The organism is Mycobacterium asiaticum, from assembly GCF_001668675.1.
Taxonomy (GTDB): domain Bacteria; phylum Actinomycetota; class Actinomycetes; order Mycobacteriales; family Mycobacteriaceae; genus Mycobacterium; species Mycobacterium asiaticum_D.
This window is the reverse complement of record NZ_LZKQ01000236.1, coordinates 1-23,192: the sequence shown is the minus strand read 5'-3', so window position 1 is coordinate 23,192 and position 23,192 is coordinate 1. Positions and strand designations below refer to the sequence as shown.

At 70.0% G+C, this 23,192-nt stretch carries 19 protein-coding genes and 1 tRNA gene; 7 read left to right on the top strand and 13 right to left on the bottom strand.

All coding sequences use genetic code 11. The annotated features are described in order from the left end of the window. On the top strand, positions 1-3,395 hold a 3,395-nt coding region (locus tag A9X01_RS30905; RefSeq protein ID WP_253849258.1), incomplete at its 5' end, for a hypothetical protein. 90 nt (positions 3,396-3,485) lie between these two features. On the opposite strand, the gene metH is transcribed toward A9X01_RS30905, so the two are convergent. Continuing rightward, on the bottom strand, positions 3,486-7,265 hold the full coding sequence (gene metH / locus A9X01_RS20850; RefSeq protein ID WP_065122571.1) for a methionine synthase: 3,780 nt from the start codon (positions 7,263-7,265) through the stop codon (positions 3,486-3,488). 376 nt (positions 7,266-7,641) lie between these two features. Between metH and A9X01_RS20845 the strand changes: the two genes are divergently transcribed. Beyond that, positions 7,642-8,526 (top strand): PAC2 family protein, encoded by an 885-nt coding sequence (locus A9X01_RS20845; RefSeq protein WP_155772194.1) that lies wholly within the window; start codon positions 7,642-7,644, stop codon positions 8,524-8,526. On the opposite strand, the gene A9X01_RS20840 is transcribed toward A9X01_RS20845, so the two are convergent. From A9X01_RS20840 to A9X01_RS20800, 9 genes are all read right to left on the bottom strand, one after another. Further along, a complete protein-coding gene (locus A9X01_RS20840; RefSeq protein ID WP_253849256.1) occupies positions 8,523-9,713 on the bottom strand; it encodes an FAD-dependent monooxygenase in 1,191 nt (396 codons plus the stop codon). The two genes, A9X01_RS20845 and A9X01_RS20840, sit on opposite strands and share 4 nt — an antisense overlap. Next, positions 9,710-10,600, bottom strand: a complete 891-nt coding sequence (locus A9X01_RS20835; RefSeq protein WP_065122569.1) for an SDR family oxidoreductase — start codon at positions 10,598-10,600, stop codon at positions 9,710-9,712. The genes A9X01_RS20840 and A9X01_RS20835 overlap by 4 nt, the downstream gene beginning before the upstream one ends. Before the next feature lie 23 nt (positions 10,601-10,623). Then, entirely contained in the window at positions 10,624-11,880 is a 1,257-nt protein-coding gene (mshC, locus tag A9X01_RS20830) for a cysteine--1-D-myo-inosityl 2-amino-2-deoxy-alpha-D-glucopyranoside ligase (RefSeq protein WP_065122568.1), read from the bottom strand. A gap of 33 nt (positions 11,881-11,913) precedes the next feature. Then, entirely contained in the window at positions 11,914-12,702 is a 789-nt protein-coding gene (locus A9X01_RS20825) for a 3'(2'),5'-bisphosphate nucleotidase CysQ (RefSeq protein ID WP_065122567.1), read from the bottom strand. 31 nt (positions 12,703-12,733) lie between these two features. Beyond that, positions 12,734-13,549, bottom strand: coding sequence for an SCO1664 family protein (locus A9X01_RS20820; protein ID WP_081282513.1), 816 nt, complete (start codon positions 13,547-13,549; stop codon positions 12,734-12,736). Beyond that, entirely contained in the window at positions 13,533-14,120 is a 588-nt protein-coding gene (locus A9X01_RS20815) for a DUF3090 domain-containing protein (protein WP_065122565.1), read from the bottom strand. Before A9X01_RS20815 ends, A9X01_RS20820 begins: the two co-directional genes overlap by 17 nt. A 131-nt stretch (positions 14,121-14,251) precedes the next feature. Further along, positions 14,252-14,995 carry a histidine phosphatase family protein gene (locus A9X01_RS20810; protein ID WP_065122564.1) on the bottom strand — a complete coding sequence of 248 codons (744 nt, stop codon included), beginning with the start codon at positions 14,993-14,995 and terminating at the stop codon, positions 14,252-14,254. Next, positions 14,992-15,822: an undecaprenyl-diphosphate phosphatase gene (locus A9X01_RS20805; protein WP_065122563.1), complete on the bottom strand. Its 831-nt coding sequence runs from the start codon at positions 15,820-15,822 to the stop codon at positions 14,992-14,994. The genes A9X01_RS20810 and A9X01_RS20805 overlap by 4 nt, the downstream gene beginning before the upstream one ends. Before the next feature lie 54 nt (positions 15,823-15,876). Beyond that, on the bottom strand, positions 15,877-16,179 hold the full coding sequence (locus tag A9X01_RS20800; protein WP_065122562.1) for a hypothetical protein: 303 nt from the start codon (positions 16,177-16,179) through the stop codon (positions 15,877-15,879). 110 nt (positions 16,180-16,289) lie between these two features. Here A9X01_RS20800 and A9X01_RS20795 point away from each other — a divergent pair, with 110 nt between their 5' ends. The 4 genes from A9X01_RS20795 (at position 16,290) to A9X01_RS31915 (ending at position 20,448) form a co-directional block, all read left to right on the top strand. Continuing rightward, entirely contained in the window at positions 16,290-17,327 is a 1,038-nt protein-coding gene (locus A9X01_RS20795; protein ID WP_436405289.1) for a YncE family protein, read from the top strand. 53 nt (positions 17,328-17,380) lie between these two features. Further along, the gene (locus A9X01_RS20790; protein ID WP_065033919.1) at positions 17,381-17,587 is read left to right on the top strand and encodes a DUF5703 family protein; all 207 of its coding nucleotides are present in this window, start codon (positions 17,381-17,383) and stop codon (positions 17,585-17,587) included. 23 nt (positions 17,588-17,610) lie between these two features. Next, on the top strand, positions 17,611-18,696 hold the full coding sequence (locus A9X01_RS20785) for a quinone-dependent dihydroorotate dehydrogenase (protein WP_172832575.1): 1,086 nt from the start codon (positions 17,611-17,613) through the stop codon (positions 18,694-18,696). Positions 18,697-18,792: 96 nt separating this feature from the next. Continuing rightward, positions 18,793-20,448, top strand: coding sequence for a PE family protein (locus A9X01_RS31915; RefSeq protein WP_065122561.1), 1,656 nt, complete (start codon positions 18,793-18,795; stop codon positions 20,446-20,448). Here the strand turns inward: A9X01_RS31915 and A9X01_RS20775 are convergent. From A9X01_RS20775 to A9X01_RS20765, 3 genes are read right to left on the bottom strand one after another with little or no spacing between them, the layout of a single operon-like run. Further along, complete coding sequence (locus A9X01_RS20775) at positions 20,437-21,006, bottom strand: alpha/beta hydrolase family protein (protein ID WP_253849255.1); 570 nt, start codon at positions 21,004-21,006, stop codon at positions 20,437-20,439. The genes A9X01_RS31915 and A9X01_RS20775 overlap by 12 nt on opposite strands. A 19-nt stretch (positions 21,007-21,025) precedes the next feature. Next, positions 21,026-21,553, bottom strand: a complete 528-nt coding sequence (locus tag A9X01_RS20770; RefSeq protein WP_065122559.1) for a YbhB/YbcL family Raf kinase inhibitor-like protein — start codon at positions 21,551-21,553, stop codon at positions 21,026-21,028. A gap of 19 nt (positions 21,554-21,572) precedes the next feature. After that, positions 21,573-22,937 (bottom strand): M20/M25/M40 family metallo-hydrolase, encoded by a 1,365-nt coding sequence (locus A9X01_RS20765; RefSeq protein ID WP_065122558.1) that lies wholly within the window; start codon positions 22,935-22,937, stop codon positions 21,573-21,575. 100 nt (positions 22,938-23,037) lie between these two features. On the opposite strand from A9X01_RS20765, the gene A9X01_RS20760 reads away from it, so the two are divergent. Further along, a tRNA-Leu gene (locus A9X01_RS20760) sits at positions 23,038-23,123 on the top strand. Positions 23,124-23,192: the final 69 nt, after the last annotated feature.

Here is a 23,192-nt window from a genome sequence, read left to right as displayed (position 1 = left end):
CCTCCGGCGCGTCCGGTTCCGGCGACGGGCAAAACGGCGTGAACGGTGGCGCCGGTGGGGCCGGCGGCGTGGGCGGCAACGCCGGCATGCTCTACGGCGCCGCCGGCATCGGCGGCAATGGCGGGTCCACCCAAAGCCTGACCGCGCCGGGCGGGGCCGGCGGCGCGGGTGGCAACGGCGGGATGTTCGCCGCCGGCGGAGCCGGCGGGGTGGGCGGCTTCAGCTTCGGCGACGGCGGGGCCGGTGGCGCGGGCGGCGCCGGCGGCATGTTCGGTCCGGGTGGCACCGGCGGTGGCGGCGGCAACAGCCTCGGCACCGCCGGAGGAGCGGGCGGGGCGGGCGGGGCCGGCGGCATGTTCGGTGCGGGTGGCACCGGCGGCTCTGGCGGTCACGGAGCCACCCTGGGTGGCGTTGGCGGAACGGGCGGCAACGCCGGATTGCTCAGCCTGGGGGCCGCGGGCGGAGCCGGCGGAATCGGCGGGGAGGGCGTCTCCCCCGGCGGGCTGGGCGGAGCCGGCGGGGCCGGCGGCAACGCAGGCATGTTCTTCGGCGACGGCGGCGCGGGCGGCGCCGGCGGGTTCGGCGCCACCAACGGCGGCAAGGGCGGCGCGGGTGGGAGCGCGGGCATGCTGAGCGGCACCGGCGGGGCGGGTGGCACCGGCGGCCAAGGTGGCACCACCGCCGGCGGTGACGGTGGCACCGGCGGCACGGCCGGCCTGCTCGGTAACGGCGGCAATGGCGGGAGTGGCGGCGCCGGCGGCACGGGTGCCGGCGGTAAGGGCGGCATCGGCGGGGCCGGCGGGAACGGCGTGCTGATCGGTGACGGTGGCAACGGTGGCAGCGGCGGAACCGGCACCACGCTGGGCAAGGCCGGCGCCGGCGGCATCGCGGGTCAGCTGCTGGGCCTCGACGGCTTCAACGCGCCCGCATCCGCTAGCCCGACGCACGCCGCGCAGCAACAGGCCCTCAATGCGATCAACGCACCGATCCAGGCGATCACGGGACGTCCGCTGATCGGCAACGGCGCCAACGGGATTGCGGGAACCGGCGGCGCCGGCGGGGACGGTGGATGGTTGTTCGGCAACGGTGGGATCGGCGGTTCCGGCACTGCCGGAGCGACCGGCGGCACCGGCGGAACCGGCGGCGGCGGCGGAGTCCTGTTTGGCTCGGGCGGTGCCGGCGGCGCGGGTGGACCCGGCGCCACCACGGGTGGCGCCGGCGGTGCCGGCGGGTCGGCCTTCTTGAGCGGTTCCGGCGGGAGCGGCGGAATCGGCGGCACGGGGGTGGCTCCCGCCGGAACCCCCGGCCCATTCACCGGGGGGCGCGGCGGCAGCGGTGGCAATGCGGGCTTCTTCTCGGGCGCGGCGGGAACAGGCGGCGCGGGTGGCGACTTCGGGAACGGCGGTGCCGGTGGCGCGGGTGGCAACGGTGGGCTGTTCGCCGCCGGCGGGGTCGGCGGGTACGGCGGAGCCGCCGGCAACGGCGGGACCGGCGGTGCGGGCGGCGCGGGCGGGTTGTTCGCCGGCGGCGGGGACGGCGGTGCCGGCGGATTCGGCACCACCACCGGCGGCGCCGGCGGGGCGGGCGGTGCCGGCGGCATGTTCGGTGCGGGCGGAACCGGCGGCAGCGGCGGTGGCAGTCTGGGCAGCGCCGGCGGAGCCGGCGGCGCGGGCGGCAACGCCGGCATGTTCAGTTTCGGCGATGGCGGCGCGGGCGGCGCCGGCGGTGAAGGGCTCAACAACGGCCAGACCGCGGGCGGCGCCGGCGGTGCCGGCGGTGACGCCGGCCTGCTCACCGGCAACGGCGGCGCTGGCGGCGCCGGCGGCCTGGGCCGCACCACCGGTGGCACCGGCGGTGCGGGCGGGACCGCAGGCCAGCTGATCGGCTCCGGCGGTACCGGGGGCCGCGGCGGCGCCGGGATCGCCACCGGTGGGACCGGCGGCGCCGGCGGCAACTCCGGGCTATTCGGCAACGGTGGAAACGGCGGCAACGGCGGCGCCAGCGCGACCACCGGCGGTAACGGCGGGGCAGGCGGCAACGGCGTGCTGGTCGGCAACGGCGGCAACGCCGGCAGCGGCGCCACCGGCGGCGTGACCGGAGGCAAGGCCGGCGTCGGCGGCATCAGCGGGGCGCTGTTGGGCGCAGACGGCTTCAACGCTCCGCTGAGCACCAACCCGGTGCACATCCTGCAGCAAAACCTGCTCAACGGCATCAACCAGCCCGTCCAGACGTTGACCGGGCGCCCGCTGATCGGCAACGGCGCCAACGGAATTCCCGGAAGCGGAGCTGCCGGCGGGGACGGCGGCTGGCTGTTCGGCAACGGCGGCAACGGCGCGCACGGTGCCACCAACACCGCCGCCGGCGGCACCGGCGGCGCCGGTGGCGCGGGCGGGGCAGGCGGCGGCTTGTTCGGGAACGGCGGCACCGGCGGCACCGGCGGTATCGCCACTGGCATCAACGGCGTCGGCGGCGCCGGCGGGGCCGGTGGCTCCGCGTTGCTGAACGGCGCCGGGGGCACCGGCGGCAGCGGCGGGTCCTCCATCAACACCGGCGCCAAGGGCGGGGCGGGCGGCAACGGCGGCAATGCCGGCTTCCTGTCGGGCGCCGCCGGGACGGGCGGACACGGCGCCGGTCCGGGCGCCACCGGAGTCGGCGGGGCCGGCGGCAACGGCGGATTGGGCTCCAACGGCGGCGTCGGCGGCGCCGGGGGCGCCGGGGGCGCGGGCGGAGCCGGCGGCAACGGGATGCTGTTCGGCGACGGCGGCACCGGCGGTGCCGGCGGGCTGGCCGGCAAGGGCGGCAACGGCGGTACGGGCGGAGTGTTCGGCGCCGGCGGCACCGGTGGAGCGGGTGGCTACGCCGCCGGCACCGGCGGGGCCGGCGGCAACGGTGGCAACGCCGGCGCGCTGTCCTTCGGCGCTGGCGGGGCCGGTGGCTCCGGTGGGGCCGGCGTCTCGACCGGTGGAGCCGGCGGAGCCGGCGGCAGCGCCGGCATGCTGTTCGGGTCCGGTGGCGCGGGCGGCTCCGGCGGGCACGGCGGCGCCGGCGGCAGCACCCCACAAGGCGGCGCCGGCGGGGCAGGCGGCAGCGCCGGAATGCTGGTCGGCTCCGGCGGCGCCGGCGGGGCGGGCGGATCCGGCGCCAACGCCAACGGCACCGGGACCGGTGGCGCCGGCGGGACCGGCGGCGATTCCGGGGCATTCGGCAGCGGCGGTGACGGCGGTGCCGGCGGATTCGGGGCGACCACGGCCGGCAAAGGCGGCAATGGCGGTAACGCCGTCCTGATCGGTGACGGCGGCAACGGTGGCAACGCCGGTAAGGCCGGCGGCACAGCGGGCACGGGCGGCACCGGCGGGATCCTGCTCGGCAACAACGGAAACAACGGGAAGGCCTAGCCGGCCCCCTCGCGCCGCCACAACACTCGCGCGCACACCGTTCTGGTGAAACGGTGTGCGCGCGAGTTGTTTACGCGTCCAGCGAACGCCTCAGTCCTCCGGGTTGTACCCGAGGTTGGGAGCAAGCCAGCGTTCGGCTTCCTGCAGCGTCCAGCCCTTGCGCCTGGCGTAGTCGGCGACCTGATCCTGCGCCAGCCGGCCAACCACGAAGTACTGCGACTGCGGGTGCGAGAAATACCAGCCGCTGACGGCGGCACCGGGCCACATCGCCATCGACTCGGTGAGCTCGATGCCGGTCCGCTCCCGCACGTCCATCAACTTCCAGAGCGTCACCTTCTCGGTGTGCTCAGGGCAGGCCGGGTAGCCGGGCGCGGGCCTGATGCCGACGTACTTCTCACTGATGAGCGCCTCGTTGTCGAGGTGCTCCTCGGGCTGGTAGCCCCAGAATTCCTTGCGGACCCGTTCGTGCATCCGCTCGGCGAACGCCTCCGCCAGCCGGTCGGCCACCGACTCCAGCAGGATGGCGCTGTAGTCATCGAGGGCCGCCTTGAACTCGGCGATCTTCTCCTGGCTACCCAGCCCCGCGGTGACGGCGAAGGCACCGACATAGTCGGCCAAGCCGGTGTTCTTAGGAGCGACGAAATCGCCTAGCGACCGGTTCGGGATGCCCTCCCGGTGCTCCCCTTGCTGGCGCAAGTTGTGCAGCGTGGTCAGCACCTCGGCGCGGGTGTCGTCGGTGTACACCTCGACGTCGTCACCGACCGCGTTGGCGGGGAAGAAGCCGATCACCCCGTTGGCGGTCAGCCACTTCTCCTTGATCAGCGTGTCGAGCATCTCCTGGGCGTCGTCGTACAGCTTGCGCGCCGCCTCGCCGGAGGCCGGGTTGTTGAGGATGTCGGGGAAACGGCCCTTCATCTCCCAGGCGTTGAAAAACGGCTGCCAGTCGATGTACTCGCGCAGCTCGGCCAGGTCGTACTCGTGAAACTCCCGCACGCCGAGGCCCTGGGCGGGCACCGGGGGGGTGTAGTCGTCCCACTCGATCGGCGTCCGGTTCGCGCGGGCCTTCTCCAGCGTCAGCATCGGCCGCTCGTTCTTCTGGGCGTGCCGTTCGCGTAACGAGGCGTAGTCCTTCTCGGTCGCCTCCAACAGCGCCCGCCGTTGCTTGTCGTCGAGCAGTGCGGCAGCGACCGGCACCGAGCGAGAGGCGTCCTTGACCCACACCACCGGACCGGAGCGGCGCGGCGAAATCTTCACGGCCGTGTGCGCGCGCGAGGTGGTCGCGCCGCCGATCAGCAGCGGGATCTCCAGCCCCGCACGCTCCATCTCGACGGCGAAGTTGGCCATCTCGTCCAGGGACGGGGTGATCAGACCGGACAGTCCGATGATGTCGGCGTCGTGCTCCTTGGCCGCGTCCAGGATCTTGTTGGCGGGCACCATCACACCGAGGTCGATCACCTCGAAGTTGTTGCACTGCAGCACGACTCCGACGATGTTCTTGCCGATGTCGTGGACATCACCCTTCACGGTCGCCATCACGATCGTGCCGTTGGTGTCCTTCGCTGATGTAGCGCCGTTCTGTTCCTTCTCGGCCTCGATGAACGGAAGCAGGTAGGCGACAGCCTTTTTCATCACCCGCGCCGACTTCACGACCTGGGGCAGGAACATCTTGCCCGCGCCGAAAAGGTCACCGACGACGTTCATGCCGTCCATCAGCGGGCCCTCGATCACCTCGATCGGGCGACCGCCCGCTGCGGCGATCTCGGCCCGCAGTTCCTCGGTGTCATCGTCGACGTGGGCGTCGATGCCCTTGACCAACGCGTGCGTGATCCGTTCGCGGACCGGCAGGCCGCGCCATTCTGCAGCAACCGGATCCTCACCTTTGTCCTTGCTGTTGAACCGCTCGGCGATCTCCAGCAGCCGCTCGGCGGCATCCGGGCGGCGGTTCAGGACGACGTCCTCGATCCGGTCCCGCAGCTCGGGGTCGATCGAGTCATAGGGCACCAGCGCACCCGCGTTGACGATGCCCATGTCCAGGCCGGCCTTGATGGCATGGAACAGGAACACCGCGTGGATCGCCTCGCGGACGGGGTTGTTGCCGCGGAACGAGAACGACACGTTCGAGATACCGCCGGAGATGTGCACCCCGGGCAGGTTCTCCTTGATCCATGCGCAGGCCTCGATGAAGTCGATCCCGTAGGTCGCGTGCTCCTCGATACCGGTCGCCAGCGCGAAGCAGTTCGGGTCGAAGATGATGTCCTCGGGCGGGAAGCCGACCTCTTCGGTCAGGATCCGGTAGGCGCGCCCGCAGATCTCCTTGCGCCGCTCCAGGTTGTCGGCCTGCCCCTGCTCGTCGAAGGCCATCACGACGACGGCGGCGCCGTACTTGCGGCACAGCCGCGCCTCGCGGATGAACTTCTCCTCGCCCTCCTTCATGGAGATCGAGTTGACGATCGGCTTGCCCTGCACGTTCTTCAGGCCTGCCTCGATGACCTCCCACTTGGACGAGTCGATCATCACCGGAACCCGGCTGATGTCCGGCTCGGCCGCGATCAGCTTGGTGAACCGGTCCATCGCGGCGACGCCGTCGATCATGCCCTCGTCCATGTTGATGTCGATGACCTGCGCACCGACCTCGACCTGCTGCAGGGCGACCGACAAAGCGGTGTCGTAGTCCTCGGCCTTGATCAGGTTGCGGAACCGGGCCGAGCCGGTGATGTTGGTGCGCTCGCCGATGTTCACGAACAGGGAGTCGTCGGTGATGTTGAGCGGTTCCAGCCCCGACAGCCGGGTCGCCACCGGGATCTCCGGCAGCTTGCGCGGTGTTTTGCCGTCGACGACCTTGGCGATCTCGGCGATGTGCGGCGGCGCCGTCCCGCAGCAGCCGCCGACCAGGTTGACCAGGCCGGCGTCGGCGAAGTCGGCGATGTAGCCGGCCTGGCGCTCCGGGGTTTCGTCGTACTCGCCGAACGCGTTGGGCAGACCGGCGTTCGGGTAGCACGAGACGAAGGTGTCCGCGATCCGCGCCATCTCGGCGATGTAGGGCCGCATTTCGGGCGCGCCCAGGGCGCAGTTGAGGCCGACCGCGATCGGCCTGGCGTGCCTGATGGAATTCCAGAACGCCTCGGTGACTTGACCGGACAACGTGCGGCCGGAGGCGTCGGTGATGGTGCCGGAGATGATGATCGGCCAGCGGCGTCCGCGGTCCTCGAACAACGTCTCGACGGCGAACACCGCCGCCTTGGCGTTCAGTGAGTCGAAGATCGTCTCGATGATGATCAGGTCGGCGCCGCCGTCGACCAGGCCGTTGGCGGCTTCCAGGTAGGCGGCGACCAGCTGGTCGTAGGAGACGTTGCGGGCTCCGGGATCGTTGACGTCCGGCGAGATCGACGCGGTGCGCGTCGTCGGCCCGATCGCGCCGGCAACGTAGCGAGGCTTGTCCGGGGTGCTGAACTCGTCGGCGGCCTTGCGGGCCAGGGCGGCGCCGGCGTAGTTGAGCTCGTAGGCCAGGTCGGCCATGTCGTAGTCGGACAGGGAGATCGCGTTCGCGTTGAAAGTGTTGGTCTCCAGGATGTCGGCGCCCGCCTCGAGGTACTCGCGGTGGATCCCCTCGATGATCTGCGGCTGCGTCAGGTTGAGCAGGTCGTTGTTGCCCTGCAGTGCCGTCGGCCACTCGGTGAACCGGTCGCCGCGGTAACCGGCCTCGTCCGGGCGGTCCCGCTGAATCGCCGTGCCCATCGCGCCGTCGATCACCACGATCCGCTCGCGCAGGGCAGCGGTCAGTTCGTCGGTGCAGTCGGGGCGGATGTTGGGCGCGAAGTCGGAGGACGGCGAAGAGACTGGCTTAGCGGCGTTCACGTACGTTCCTTCCATAGCGGAAGGCGTCCTTGACTCTGCCGAGCGTGGCGGCTACCGGCCTGGGCCGGATAACCGTTGCAACGCCTCTCGACCAGAAAAGTCTACGTCGTCACCGACGTCTGGACGCCCAGCTCAACTAGACCCGCTCCCGGATCTCGTCGGCCATGTCGCAGTTAAGTCGTAGTTAACAAGGGTAACCAATTTGCGGCCGGGCGTATTTCGCCTGGACCGCGGCGAGACCGATGCCCCGGCCTGCAGCTGAATCCCCCGGTCGGCCACCCAATAAGGATAGTCGACCTATGCATATGCATCAGGCGTTGAGCGATTCTGGTCGGCTGACCCCACGCGCGCATCGGACCGGGTCGGCACGCCGTAGGCTGGCTGGGTGACTTTGCCGGACGGCGGGCCAGGCGACGGCGACACGTGGCCCCAGCTGCAGAACACGGTGGTGGTGGCTGCGTTCGAGGGCTGGAACGACGCCGGTGACGCCGCCAGCGACGCGGTGACCCACCTGGCCGCCACCTGGGATGCCCTGCCGATCGTGGAGATCGACGACGAGGCGTACTACGACTACCAGGTCAACCGCCCCGTCATCCGTCAGGTGGACGGCGTGACCCGCGAGCTGGAATGGCCGGCCATGCGGATCTCGCACTGCCGGCCGCCGGACAGCGACCGCGACGTGGTGTTGATGCACGGCGTCGAGCCCAACATGCGCTGGCGCACGTTCTGCGACGAACTGCTGGCGGTCATCGACAAGCTCAATGTGGACACCGTGGTGATCCTGGGCGCGTTGCTGGCCGACACCCCGCACACCCGGCCGGTGCCGGTGTCGGGCGCGGCCTACTCGTCGGAGTCGGCACGGTTGTTCGGCCTGGAGGAAACCCGCTACGAGGGCCCGACCGGCATCGCCGGCGTCTTCCAATACGCGTGCGTGGCCGCCGGGATCCCGGCGGTGACCTTCTGGGCTGCGGTGCCGCACTATGTCTCGCATCCGCCCAACCCGAAGGCGACCGTGGCGTTGCTGCGGCGCGTCGAGGAGGTGCTCGACGTCGAAGTGCCGCTGGGCGAGCTGCCGACCCAGGCCGAGGCGTGGGAACGGGAGATCACCGAGATGGCCGCCGACGACGAGGAGCTGGCCGAGTACGTGCAATCCCTCGAGCAGCACGGTGACGCGGCGATCGACGTCAGCGAGGCGATGGGCAACATCGACGGCGACGCGCTGGCCGCGGAGTTCGAGCGCTACCTCAAACGTCGCCGACCGGGCTTCGGGATCTAGTTGTCGGGCTCCGAGGTTCCTCGGCGCAGCATCGCGACCACGGTGTTCGGTTCACCGCCCAGGGTTGTCGTGATGAACCGCTTGACCAGCGGGCGCCAGGTGAACCGCAGCGAGACGGGGCGCGACCGCCCCGGCAACGTCCAGCACCCGATATCACGGCTGATCTGCTGTTTCTCCTCGACCACCCACCGCCACAGCTTTTCGTAGAAGTCCAGCGCCCGCTCAACCGACGAAGTGGTGCGGAACTGTTCGGCCAGTACGTAGGCGCCCGCCACCGCCAGCGACGCCGAGTGGGCGGCGAATGGCGAGACCGCGGCGCCGGCATCCCCGATCAGCACCACCCGGTTGCTGCTCCAACGAGGCATGACGACCTGCGTGACGGCCTCGTAGTAGATGTCCTCGGACGGTGGGCATCGGCGCAGTATTTCGGGCACCAGCCAGCCCATGTCGGCGAACCGCTCGCGGATTTCGGCACGAGGGTCTGCGCCCAGCTCCGCGTCGGGTGCGCGGAACATTGCGAATACCGCGGCCCGGCCATCGGGCAGAAAGAACAGGTCGAGGTGCCGATCGATGGTGTCGGTCACGGCGAACTGCTCAACGTCGGATTCGCGGGCAATGTCGGAAGCGTCGACCACGAATGCGACGCAGTGGAATCCGAGATATCGAAGAGCGGCCGACTCGGTTCCGAACACGAGCTTGCGGACGGCCGACCGGATGCCGTCGGCCCCTACCAGCAGGTCAGCTTCGATGGTCTCGCCGCCGTCCAGGGTCACCGTCACCCCGTCCGCCCGGCTGTCGACGCCGGTCACCGTCGCGCCGAACCGCAGCTCGACGTCCTCGGGCAGGTTGTCCCGCAAGGTCTTTTCGAGGTCGGAGCGCGTGAGACTGCACATCCGGCCGTCGAGGGCCTTGGCGATCTGGTCGTAGGGCAGGTCGCCCCGTCGCCGACCCTGTTCGTCGACCAGGGTCGCTTCGTCGATCCGGTAGGACGCGTCCTTGAGGGCCGGCAAGGCGCCGATCGCGTCGACGGCTTCGTAACCAGCGCCGTAGAAGTCGATCAGGTGGCCCCGCGGGTCGGGTCCCGGTGCACGTTCCAGCACCACCACCTCGGCCCCGAGGGCGGCCATGCGTTCGGCCACGGCCAGCCCGGCGATCCCGGCGCCGCACACGGCGACCTTCAGCGTCACGAAGACGGCGGGTTCTCGAGGCCGTGTGAATAGGCGCTCATGTGTCGACCGAGCTCGGCGACCTGGGCGTCCATCTTCGGCACCGCTTCGGCCGCGGCCTTGGCGACCACCCGCTCGCCGATCCGGCTGGCGAGCACCGGCTTGAGCCAGCGGAACAACACCACCCAGTCCGGGCAGTACACCTGCGATTTGCGGCCCTCGATGCCCTTGACCAGCGCCGTCGCGCACTTGGTGACCGAGGTGGTCGTGTTCAGCGGCCAGGGCAGCTTGTCGAGTAGTTCGCCGAAGGCGGGCAGGTCGCCCTTGGTGTCGCGGACCAGGGCCGTGTCGATCCAGGACATGTGCGCCGAGCCGACGCTGACGCCCAGATGAGCGACTTCCAGCCGCAGCGCGTTGGCCAGATGCTCGTTGCCGGCCTTGGTCATGTCGTAGGCCGCCATGCCCGGAGCCGCGGCGAAGGCCGCCAGCGACGAGACGACCAGCACGTAGCCGCGGCGCTCGATGATCGACGGCAGGGCCGCCCGCACGGTGTGGAAGACGCCGAGCAGATTCACATCGAGGACACGCTTGAAGGCCTTCGGGTCGATGTTGAGCACCGAACCGTAGCTGGCGATCCCGGCGTTGGCCACGACGATGTCGATGCCGCCGAACTTCTCGACGGCCAGGTCGGCGGCGGCCTGCATAGCGGACAGATCGCAGACGTCGGCGATGGCGGTCAGCACCCGGTGATCGCCGCCGAGTTCGGCGGCGATCGTCTTCAGCTCGCCGTCACCCACATCGGTGAGCACCAGTTTGGCCCCGCGGTTGTGCAGCCGACGCGCGACCTCCGCGCCGATCCCCCGCCCCGCGCCCGTGATCAAAACGACTTTGCCCTGCACCGACGTCATGGCCGAAACGTACCATCGTCGGGCTATAGCGCGACGCCCAGCAAGGCGTCGACGGCGGTGGCGACCAGCCTGGGGGCCGCCTCGTCGTGGCCCCCGTACTCGATCGCGTCGGTGGTCCAACCGTCAAGCGCGGCAATCGCTTTGGGTGTGTCAAGATCGTCGGCCAGATAGCGGCGAACCCGGCCGATGACGTCGGCCGCGTCCGGCCCGGCGGGCAGGGAGGTCGCGGTGCGCCAACGCTGCAGGCGCTGCTGGGCTTCCTCGAGCACCTGTTCGCTCCAGAACCGGTCGGCACGGTAATGCCCGGCGAGCAGGCCCAGCCGCACCGCCGCCGGATCGACGCCCTGGCCACGCAGCTGCGACACCAGCACCAGGTTGCCGCGGCTCTTGGACATCTTGTGCCCGTCCCAGCCGATCATCCCGGCGTGCACGTAGTGGCGGGCGAATCTGCGTTCGCCACCGACACATTCGGCATGCGCCGCGGTGAACTCGTGGTGCGGGAAGATCAGATCGCTGCCGCCGCCCTGGATGTCGAGGTTGGTGCCGATGCGGCTGAGCGCGATCGCGGCGCATTCGACATGCCAGCCGGGCCGGCCGGGCCCGAACGGGGATGGCCAGCTCGGTTCGCCGGGCCGGTTGACGCGCCACAGCAGCGCGTCGAGCTCGTCGGTTTTGCCGGGCCGGCGCGGGTCCCCGCCGCGCTCTTCGAACAACTGCAGCATGGTGTCGCGGTCGTAGCCGGACTCGTAGCCGAACTGCAGGGTGGCGTCGGCGCGGTAGTAGACGTCGGGATACTCACCGACTTCCGGGTCGACGACGTAGGCGGCGCCGGAGGCGACCATCTTCTCGACCAGCTCGACCATTTCGGCGACCGCCTCGGTGGCCCCGACGTATTCCTGCGGCGGCAGTACCCGCAGCGCGGTCATGTCCTGACGGAACAGCTCGGTCTGGTCGTCGGCGAGATCGCGCCAGTCGACTCCATCGCGGTCCGCGCGCTCGAACAGCGGATCGTCGACATCGGTGACGTTCTGCACATAGTGCACCTCGTGGCCCAGGTCCAGCCACAGCCGGTGGATCAGGTCGAACGTGAGGTACGTGGCGGCGTGACCGAGATGCGTTGCGTCATAAGGCGTGATGCCGCAGACGTACATGGTGGCCTTGCTGCCGGGCGCGGTGGCGGCGGCGACAGGCCGCACCTGCCGGTCGGCGGTGTCGTAGAGCCGCAACTGCGGGCCGCGTCCGGGTAACGCCGGGACCGGCGGGGAGGACCACGAACGCATGCGTCGACTTTAGGCGATCAGCTTTTGTCGCTGTCAGTACCAGGACCGCCGGATGGCGTCCAGCAGGATCGGCGCGACGTCGGTTCGGCACATCACGAAGTCGGGCAGGTAGGGGTCCAGCTGGTTGTAGAGCAGCGGCGACCCGTCCAGCCGTGAGGCGTGCATGCCGGCGGCGAGCACCACCCCGGCCGGCGCGGCCGAGTCCCACTCCCACTGCCCGCCGGCGTGGACGTAGGCGTCGGCGACGCCGTCGATCACCGCCATGGCCTTGGCCCCGGCGGATCCGATGCGCACCAGCTCCATGTCCACGAACTGGCGCATCCGGTACAGGATGGCCGGCGGGCGGGTGGCGCTGACGGCGATGCGGATGACCTCGGGGACGCCGACGCGCGCGTTGTCGGCGGTGACGGTGTCGCTGCGGTAGACGATGTTGCCGCGGGCCGGCAGGGACACCGCCGCGTCGGTGATCTGCGGTCTGCCGTTGGCCGAGCGCTGCCACAGCGCGATGTGCACGGCCCAGTCGTCGCGGCCGGGTATGGAGAACTCCCGGGTGCCGTCCAGGGGGTCGACGATCCAGACGCGGTCGGAGCGCAACCGCACCAGGTCGTCGTGGGCCTCCTCGCTGAGCACGGCGTCGCCCGGCCGTTCGGCGCGCAAGCGACGCAGGATCAGCGAGTTCGCCCGGCGGTCACCGGCATCGCCGAGTTCCCACGGATAGTCGAAACCGATCTCCTCGCGCACGGCGAGCAACAACTCTCCCGCGTCGGCGGCGAGTTCGGCGGCCAGCGCGGCGTCCGTCAGGTCACGCACCGCCGGATTCACCGGTCCAGTATCGCCGACGTGCTGGGGTCACTCAGAACGCCGGCCACGGGATGGGACGGTGCCGATTCGGGCCGGGCATCACCGGATCGTCCAGCAGCGCGTGCGCGCGCCGGCTCAGCGCCGCGATCTCGGCGCTGGTGATGCAGCCGCTGAGTTCCTCGGCCAGCGGACCGCGCAACGCGTCAATCAACTTCTCCACCGCCTGCAGAGTCTTGGCGTCGATCGGATCACCGGCCCAGCCCCACAGCACGGTGCGCAGCTTGTCCTGCACGTGCAGGCTCACGCCGTGATCGACGCCGAAGACGTTGCCGTCGAGGTCCACGAGGATGTGGCCGCCCTTGCGGTCGGCGTTGTTGACCAGCACGTCGAACACCGCCATGCGCCACAGCCGGATGTCGTCGGCATGCATCAGCAGGACCTCATCGCCGGTGTAGTCATAGGCCTGCAGGACCGGGAGGTAGCCCGGCTGCGGCTTGCGGGCGGGAAACAGGTCGACCAGGTCCGGGCCTTCGCGCGGCTCGGAATCCACCGCGTCGCCAGGCTGCTGCACCCACAGCTGAAGCATTCCCGGTCCGGCTGGGCCGTTGCGAATGATGGTGTACGGCACAATGTTCCAGCCCAGATACGTCGACACCAGGTAGGCGCCGAGCTCGCGTCCGGCCAGCGTCCCGTCGGGAAAGTCCCACAGCGGCTGCTCCCCGGAGACCGGTTTGTAGACACAGTGCACAGTCGTCGATCCCAGCGATGCCTCGCACAGGAAGGTGGCGTTGCTCGCCGAGCGGATCCGTCCCAGGACCGTCAGCTCGCCGTCGCGCAACACCTCACGTTCGTCATTCCTCAGCGTCATCGCTAGACCCGAAGAGCGCGTCGCGCCGGTAGCCGTTGGTGCGTGCGCAGATGTGACCTTCCGGGTCCAGGGGCTCGTCGCACAACGGGCACGGCGGCCGGCCGGCCGAGATGACCCGGTTGGACCGGGTGGCGAATTGCCGCGCCGATTCCGGGGTCAGAAACACCCGTACCGCGTCGGGCCCTTCGTCTGTGTCGTCGAGCACGACGGAGGCATCGAACTCCGCGTCGGTGACGGCGAGCAGTTCCACGACGACGGTCTGTGCCTCGGAATCCCAACCCAAACCCATCGTGCCGACCCGGAATTCGGCGTCCACGGGCATGATCAGCGGGCTGAGGTCGTCGACCTCGGTGGGCTCCGGCGGCACCGGGGTGCCGAACCGGCGATTGACCTCCAGCAGCAACGCGCCGATCCGCTCGGCCAGCACCGCTACCTGCTGCTTTTCCAGAACGACTGAGACCACCCGGGAGTCGTGCACCGCCTGGATGTAGAACGTCCGATTTCCAGGCTGACCGACGGTCCCGGCCACGAAGCGGTCGGGAGTGCGGAATACGTGGATAGCGCGGGCCATGGCAATTCCAAAATACCGTGCAGACGCCGCCGCTGTGCGACTCGCACTCCCCCGGATCCGGCCCGAGGGTGCGCAGTTGCACGCGAACTCCGGCGTGTCGCCGTACCGGAGTGCACGTTCGCCGACGGAGGTCAGTCGGTGGAGCCGCCGACCACCGCGTCACCTGCTGGCACTTCGGCGTCCGGCGAATCCCCCTGCTTCGACTCGGGCTTCGGCTCTTGCTTGGGATCGGCAGGCGGCGGCGCGGCCCGCAGACCCGCGGACAACCGCGCGCCGGTGTGGTTGACGTGCAACACGAATGGCCGCAGCGGGGTGTAACGAATCACACTCACCGATGCCGGGTCGGCGTTGACGCGCTGGAAGCTGTCCAGGTGCATGCCGTACGCGTCGGCGATCAGCGCCTTGATCACGTCGCCGTGCGTGCAGGCCACCCACAGCACGTCGGCCCCGTGCTCTTCGGACAGGCGCCGGTCGTGCTCGCGGACCGCGGCGACGGCGCGCGCCTGCACCTGCGCCAGACCCTCGCCGCCGGGAAACACCGCCGCGCTGGGGTGCGCCTGCACCACTCGCCACAGCGGCTCGCCGGCCAGCTCGCTGAGCTTGCGGCCGGTCCATTCGCCGTAGTCGACCTCGGCGAGGCGATCGTCGATCTGCGGCTCCAAGCACAGCGCGTCGGCCAGCGGTTCGACGGTGCGGCGGCAACGCAACAGCGGCGAGGACACCACCGCCCGGATCGACAGGTCACCGATGCGGTCGATCAGCCCCGCGGCCTGTTCCCGGCCCTTGTCGTCGAGATCGACGCCCTCGGAGCGGCCGGCCAGCACCCCCGCCGTATTTGAGGTGGAGCGGCCGTGGCGCAGCAGCAGGACGGTCATGTCGCCGCCACCGTCCCGGTCGCCAGCAGGACCAGGACCGCGCCGCCGGCGGCCACGCGGTAACCCACGAACCAATACATGTTGTGCCGCACCAGGAAACGCAGGAACCAGGCCACCGCGGTCAGACCGATGACGAAGGCGATCACGGTGGACGCCAGCAGCTGCGGGCCGGTGGCGCTCATGCCCTCGGTGACCGGGTGGAACGCGTCGGGCAGCGAGAACAGACCCGAAGCGAACACCGCCGGTATCGCGAGCAGGAAGCCGAAGCGGGCGGCCAGTTCCCGTTCCAGGCCGAGGAACAGCCCGGCGCTGATGGTCGAACCCGAGCGTGACACCCCCGGCACCAGCGCCAGGCACTGCGCCGCGCCCACGACGACGGCGTCACGCCAGTTCAACTGCTCGATGTCGCGGGTCTGCCGCCCCAGGTACTCGGCCAGCGCGATCACCGCCGAGAACACCACCAGTGCTGTCGCCACCACCCACAGGTTGCGCACACCGGACCGGATCACGTCCTTGAACAGCAGTCCCAGCACACAAATCGGGATGGTCCCGATGATGACGTACCAGCCCAGCCGGTAGTCGGCGTCGCGCTGCGACTTCACCACCAGGCCGTTGAGCCAGGACCGCAGGATGCGGACGATGTCGCGGGCGAAGTAGACCAGCACCGCCGCCTCGGTACCCAGCTGGCTCACCGCCGTGAAGGAGGCGCCGGCGTCGCCGCTGAAGAAGAGCCGCGACACGATCGCCAGGTGGCCCGACGACGAGACCGGCAGGAACTCGGTCAGCCCCTGGACCACGGACAGAACGACGACCTGGCCCCAGGACATCGGCACAACCGCAGACACGACGACGACCGTACCTGGGTCGGCGGATTCGACAGGTCAGCGGGCGACGGGCACCGCGTGGGCGACCGAGTCGCGCACGGCAGCGGCTACGCTGCGCTCATCGGTGAGGTCGATGTCGCGGATGCCGCGAACGGCGCGGGCGACGACGTCTTCGGCCTGGGGGACCGGGCCCGCCACGCGCGGCCGGTAAATTTCGACGACGAGCGAGCGGTGCTCTACGTGAAAGGAAAAACTGCGCCCATCTCCGACTTGTCCGTACCCGCTGGCATAGATTCCCGCAGTCATGTCTTCCACAGCAAACTCGTGATCTGCGGTATGCCGGTCAGCGGTGACGGTCATGTCGTGAGAATACCTCCGCCGCACGGGTTTACACGTCCAAGACGGGAGAATTGGGCGCGTTAACGTTCCTTAGAGTTTTATGTGTGCCATCGCAGTACGGGAGATGACGGTTGCTGTTCGCGTTTAGAAAGGCAGTCCATCAGGGCATTGCCGTTTCAGCGGTTTTGCTGACCGCGGTGACCGGCTGTTCGTCCAATCCGCTCGATTCCAGCCCCCGCACCATCGAACCCGCCCAGCCGGCACTCTCACCGCCCGCGCCGAATCCCGCCGGCGCGGTACGACCACTCGGCGGGCACCCGCAGGCCGCCCTGTTCGACGGCGGCTCGCATCATCTGGCGGTCCTGTCCCCCGGCGCCGACCCGGCCGGCCCGGCCAGCATCGCCGTGTGGGCGGCCGGTCAGGCAGACCCGCCCCGGATCGTCGAATTACCGGGACCGGCGACCGCCATGGCCGGCGACGGACGCGGCACCGTCTACCTGGCGGGCCGCGGCAGCTACCTGACGCTGGACCTGAACACCGGCCGGACCACCACATCGGCCGTTTCCGACGCCCAGGGCACCGAGTTCACCGCCATCGCGCGCCGCGCCGACGGCGGATTGATGCTGGGCAGCGCCGACGGCGCCGTCTACACGCTGGGCGGCGACGGCTCGGTGCGCAACCGCCTCAAGATATTTGCCCGGGTGGACGCGCTGGCGACGCAGGCAAACACCACCGTCGTGCTGGATCGGGGCCAGACGTCGGTGACGGCGATCGGCGCCGACGGGCATGCCGCGCAGGCGCTGCGCGCGGGTGAGGGCGCGACCACCCTGGCGGCCGATCCGCAGGGCCGGGTGCTGGTGGCCGACACCCGCGGCGGGCAGCTACTGGTCTACGGGGTGGACCCGCTGATCCTGCGACAGGCCTTCCCGGTGCGCCAGGCCCCGTACGGCCTGGCGGGGTCGCGCGAGCTGGCCTGGGTGTCCCAAACGGCATCCAACACCGTCATTGGTTACGATCTCAGCACCGGAATACCCGTCGAGAAGGTGCGTTACCCAACCGTGCAGCAACCCAACTCGCTGGCCTATGACGAGTCGGCAGACACCTTGTACGTCGTGTCGGGGTCGGGCGCCGGGGTGCAGATCATCGAGCACGCGGCGGGCAGGCCGTGAGCGCCGCGCCGGCCCCACGGTGGAGCCGGCTGCCCGCGGGCTGGGAAGCCGACATGTCCGACGAGTACGAGTGGGCGCCGTTGCGGCTACCACCGGACGTCACCCGGCTCAGCGCCTCCACCCGGTTGTCCATCGAGGCGGAGTATCGCGGCTGGGAGTTGACCCGGGTACGCCTCTACACCGACGGGAGCAGGCGAGTGTTGTTGCGTCGCAAGAAATCCCGCTTGGACAGCCGGTTGTCTGACCAGCCGGAACCGTGACGGCGACCGAAGACGGGCATCGCCTGTACGGGTTGTTGCGCGGGCTGCTGTTCACCGTGCCCGCCGAACGTGTGCACACGCTGGTGTTCGCGACGCTGCGCGGTGCCACCGCCGGTGCGCCGGTGCGCCGCGCGCTGCGCCGTCGGCTGGCGCCGACGGACCCGGTGCTGGCCAGCACCGTGTTCGGGGTGCGCTTCTCCGGGCCGCTCGGCCTGGCGGCCGGGTTCGACAAGGACGGTCTCGGGCTATCCACTTGGGGCGCTTTGGGTTTCGGTTACGCCGAGATCGGCACCGTCACCGCGCACGCCCAGCCGGGCAACCCGGAACCGCGGCTGTTCCGGCTGCCGGACGACCGGGCCCTGCTCAACCGGATGGGATTCAACAATCACGGCGCCGGTGCGCTGGCCGCGCGGCTGGCGCAGCACGTCCCCGACATCCCGCTGGGCATCAACATCGGCAAGACCAAGAAGACGCCCCCCGACGCAGCGGTGGAGGATTACCGGGCCAGCGCCCGGCTGCTGGCACCGCTGGCTTCCTATCTCGTGGTCAACGTCAGCTCGCCGAACACCCCCGGGCTGCGCGATCTGCAGGCGGTGGAGTCGCTGCGCCCCATCCTGGCGGCGGTACTGGCCGAGGCTGCGACAACCCCGGTGCTGGTGAAGATCGCGCCGGACCTGGCCGACGCCGAGATCGACGACATCGCGGACCTGGCCGTGGATCTGGGGCTGGCCGGCATCGTCGCGACCAACACGACGATTTCGCGGGAAGGGCTGCGCACCCCCGGGGTGGCGGCACTGGGCGCCGGCGGCATCTCCGGCCCTCCGGTGGCGCGGCGCGCCGTCGAGGTGCTGCGCCGGCTCTACCACCGGGTCGGTGATCGGCTGGTTCTGATCAGCGTGGGCGGAATCGAGACCCCCGACCAGGCGTGGGAGCGCATCACCGCGGGCGCCTCGCTGTTGCAGGGTTACACCGGCTTCATCTACGGCGGTGGATTGTGGGCCAGGGAGATTCACGACGGCATCGCGCAGCGGTTGCACGCGGGCGGGTTCACCTCGCTGGCCGAAGCCGTCGGCTCGGCGGTGGCCCGTCCGGAGCGTCCGCCCGGTTAGGTCCTCATCCGCCCTCCTACGAGGCACGAATCTGGGATGATCACGATCTCGGATGGGGCTGGGTAGCTCTTAGGGGAACCGCAGGGGGATGCTGCCATGTCGTTTGTGCGTACTGCACCGGAACTGGTGAGCGGCGCCGCCGGAAACCTGTCCGGCATCGGATCGACCCTGACCCAGGCCACCGCGGCCGCGGCCGGCCCGACCACCGCCGTGGCCACCGCCGCGGCCGATGAGGTCTCGGCGGCGATCGCGAAGCTGTTCGGGGCATTCGGTCAGGAATTCCAGCAGGTCAGCGCGCAGGCGGCCGCTTTCCACGCCGAATTTCTGCGACTGATCGACGGCAGCGCCGCGGCCTACCTCGGAGCCGAGATCGCCAACGCCCAACAGACCCTGACCGGGTTGAGCGCGACCGGAGTCCCCGCACCGGCGGCCCCGCTGGATCCGATCCTGGGCGGCCTCGGCCCGATCATCATCGGCAACAGCGGTGGCGGCGGCCTGTTCGGCTCGCTGCAGAGCGGGCTGACGTCGGTCATCAGCGCTAGCCCGCTGGGGCCGGTCTTCGCCGGAGCCGGCCGGCAACTCGGCAATGTGTTGTCCGGGTTCGCCTCCGGCGATCCGCTCGGGGCTCTGCAACGCCTGCTGCTTCCCACGGGCCAGTCGGCTCCCCCGGCGGGCAACGCGTACCAACAACTCTTCACACATACCAACGCGAACCTGTCGGCGATCGTCGGCGATATGGCAGAACGCCCGTTTCCGGCGCTCAACCAATTCATCGCCAACCAGCAGCGGTACGCCGGCATCATCGCCACCGATGTCGCGCTCGTCCTGCAGGACTTCCCGAACGGGCTGGTGCACCAGGTCTCGGTGGGTTTTCAGACCGTGACCACGGCCGACTATCAGGGTGCCCTGCAAAGCTTCCTGGACAAGCAGGCCTATCGCAGCCAGATCACCAACCCGGCGCTGCAGAACTTCGGCACCCACCTCATCGAGCGGCTGCCGGTCTTCGCCGACGACCTCGGCAGCATCGGCCACTCGGTGAGCGTCGGCGATTACCACGGCGCGGTGGACGCCATCCCGCGGTCGGTGGTACGGCTGTTGCTCGACGGAGTCAACATCGACAACCTGTCCTCCGTCAACGTCCACGGCCCGGCGGGCGACCTGCTGCCGCTGCTGTCCGCGCCGGGATCGCTGCAGCAGGATCTGGTGGACCTGCTGCCGCCGGGCTCCATCCCGCGGGCGATCGGCCAGCACTTCGTCAACGCGACCGGCACCGCACTGATGCCGGTGGGGTCGGCGCTCATCGGTTGGCCGATTGCGACCCTGGACGGGCTGGCCACCGGCGCGACGGCTTTCGGGTCCGCGCTGCAGGCCGGCAACGCGGTGGGCGCCCTCGGGGCGCTGATCAATATGCCGGCCTACGTGCTGGACGGCTTCCTCAACGGCAACGTGGTCGTCGACATCGCGGTGCCCTTGACGGCGACCCTCACGATCCCGGTGGGGGTGCCGGGCCTCCCACCGATCCTGACCCCGATCCCGATCGGCATCGGCGCACCGGTGGTGCTGCACGTGCCGTTCACCGGGATTCTGACGACCGCGCAACCGATTTCAGCGACGCTGCAAGTGCCCATCCCAGCGACCGGCGGCAACGTGCCGCTGACGATCACCGTCCCGGGCCTGTCCCTCGGCGGTGCCGTTCCGGCGCTGCTGGTGGATCTGCCGCGAGCGGTCGCAACCGCCATCTCATCGGAGTAGATCGAGCGATTCCGCGACGAAATCCGCTGTGCGGCGGTGCCATTGGCGCCCTTGCCGGACCATGTGGTGACCGACGCCGTCGATACCCACCCAGTGGGCGTCCACCCCGCGCTGCCGGGCCCGCCCGGCCTGGATACGGGAAACCTCTGGGTCGGTGCGGGTGTCGGCGGTGCCGTGCAGCACCAGCAGCCGCGTACCCACCGGGATCAGATCGGCCTTGTCGCCGTACCACCACGGCGCCAGCGCCACCACTGCCGCGATGCCACCTTCGGATGCGAGGTGCGCCGCGACCCGCCCGCCCATCGAATGACCCACCAGCACAACGTCTTTGGTCCCATAACGGGCACGCATTTGGCGCAGTGCCACGGCGGCGTCCCGGACCGGGTCCTGCCGCGGGCTGTTCCAGCCGCGCATCCGGTACTGCACCCGGACCACCTGCACATCGCGACCCAGCCGGCGTCGTAATGCGCTGGCTAACAACAGCATTCGCAGGTTAGCCGGCTGCCACCAGCGCGACGGCTCGGTGCTGCGCATCTTGCCGCCCGGCAGGACGAGCACACCGGCGCGCAACGCGCGGTCAGGTCTGTTCGTAGGTCGCGTGGATGACGGCCCGGGCGATGGCGTGCTGGAACAGGTTGAAGCCCAGGTAGGCCGGGGTGGCGTCCGCGGGCAGATCGAGCTTGTCGACGTCGACCGCATGCACGGCGACGTAGTAGCGGTGCGGACCGTGGCCGGGCGGTGGTGCGGCGCCGATGTAGCGGCGCTGTCCGGCGTCGTTGGCCAGCGTCAGCGCGCCACCGGGCAGGTCGCTGCCATCGCCGGCGTCGGCCGGCAACTCGGTGACATCGGCGGGCAGGTTCGCCACCGCCCAGTGCCAGAACCCGGATGCCGTCGGGGCGTCGGGGTCATAGACGGTGACCGCGAAGCTGCGGGTCCCCTCCGGGAAGCCCGACCAGCTGAGCTGCGGGCTGACGTCCTCGCCACCCGCGCCCATGATTCCGCTGACCTGCGCGTTGTCCAGCGGCTGTCCGTCGGTGATCGACTCTGAGGTCAGTGTGAACGACGGCAGATCCGGCAGCGCGTCGTAGGGATTGGGCACGCTCATTGTCAGTCCTCTCGTGTGATCAGCAGTGGGTGAGGAAGTGCGCCAGCACCTGGGTGCCGAACTTCAGCGCGTCGATGGGTACCCGCTCGTCGACGCCATGGAACAGCGACGAGAAATCCAGGTCCGGCGGCAACCGCAGTGGGCTGAACCCGAAGCAGCGAATTCCCAAGCGCATGAACGACTTTGCGTCGGTTCCGCCGGACAGCATATAAGGCACCGTCCGGCCGTCCGGGTCGACCGCCAGCACCGCGGCGTTCATCGCGTCGACCAGCTCGCCGTCGAACGACGTCTCGTAGGGAGTCAGGTTCCTGATCCATTCCCGGGTGACGTCGGGACCCAGCAGTGCGTCCACCTCGGCCTCGAACGCCGCCAGCCGGCCGGGCAGCACGCGGCAGTCGATTATCGCCTCAGCCGTGGCCGGCACCACGTTGGCTTTGTATCCCGCCTTGAGCATGGTCGGGTTCGCGGTGTCGTGCAGCACCGCCTTGAGCATCCGGGCCATCGGGCCGAGTTTCTCGATCACGCCGTCGAGGTCGGGCGAGGTGATGTCGAACGTGAGGCCGGTTTCCTCGCTGACGGCGGCCAGGAATTCGGCGACCGTGTCGGTGACCACCAAGGGGAATTGATGACGGCCCAGGCGCGCGACGGCTTCGGCGAGGGCGACGACGGCGTTGTTGTCATGCACCATCGACCCGTGTCCGGCCCGGCCCCGGGCCGTGAGCCGCATCCATTGGATGCCCTTCTCGGCCGTCTCGACCAGGTAGAGGCGGCGCTCGCCGCCGTCGCGGCGCGGCACCGTCAGGGAGAATCCGCCGACCTCGCCGATCGCCTCGGTGACGCCCTCGAACAGGTCGGGCCGGTTGTTGACCAGCCATTGCGCCCCGTAGGTACCGCCGTGTTCTTCGTCGGCCAAAAACGCGAAGACCAGGTCGCGGGGCGGGACGATGCCGGCGCGTTTGAAGTGCCGGGCCAGCACCAGCGTCATGCCGACCATGTCCTTCATGTCGACGGCGCCGCGGCCCCAGACGTAGCCGTCCTCGATCGCGCCGGAGAAGGGGTGCACGCTCCAATCGGCGGGTTCGGCGGGCACCACGTCGAGATGTCCGTGGATGAGCAGGGCGCCGCGCGAGGGGTCGGCGCCGGGCAGGCGGGCGAACACATTGCCCCGGCCCGGCGCACCCGACTCGACGTACTCGGTGTGATAGCCGACCTCGGCGAGTTGTTCGGCGATCCACCGGGCGCATTCGGCCTCGCCCTTGGTCGTCTCGAGGTCGCCGGTGTTGGTGGTGTCGAATTGGATCAGCCGGCTGACGACCCCGGCGACTTGATCGGTCGGGTCGCTCGGGTCGCCGGGCGCCGCGCTCGCCCCAATCTCACGGGTCACAGTCACCCTTACTACCACTGGTCTGCAGCTGGTGTCGTCGAGGCCGATTGGGCCGGTGTGATTCGATCCGATAACCTTAGCTGCCAACTCAGTTGGTCTGGTCCGAGTGGCGGAATGGCAGACGCGCTAGCTTGAGGTGCTAGTGCCCTACTAATGGGCGTGGGGGTTCAAGTCCCCCCTCGGACACCCTTGCGGCCCTCTCGCGAGCAGACGCTAAAGCACCTCATTTCGGCACGAAATGGGTGCTTTAGCGTC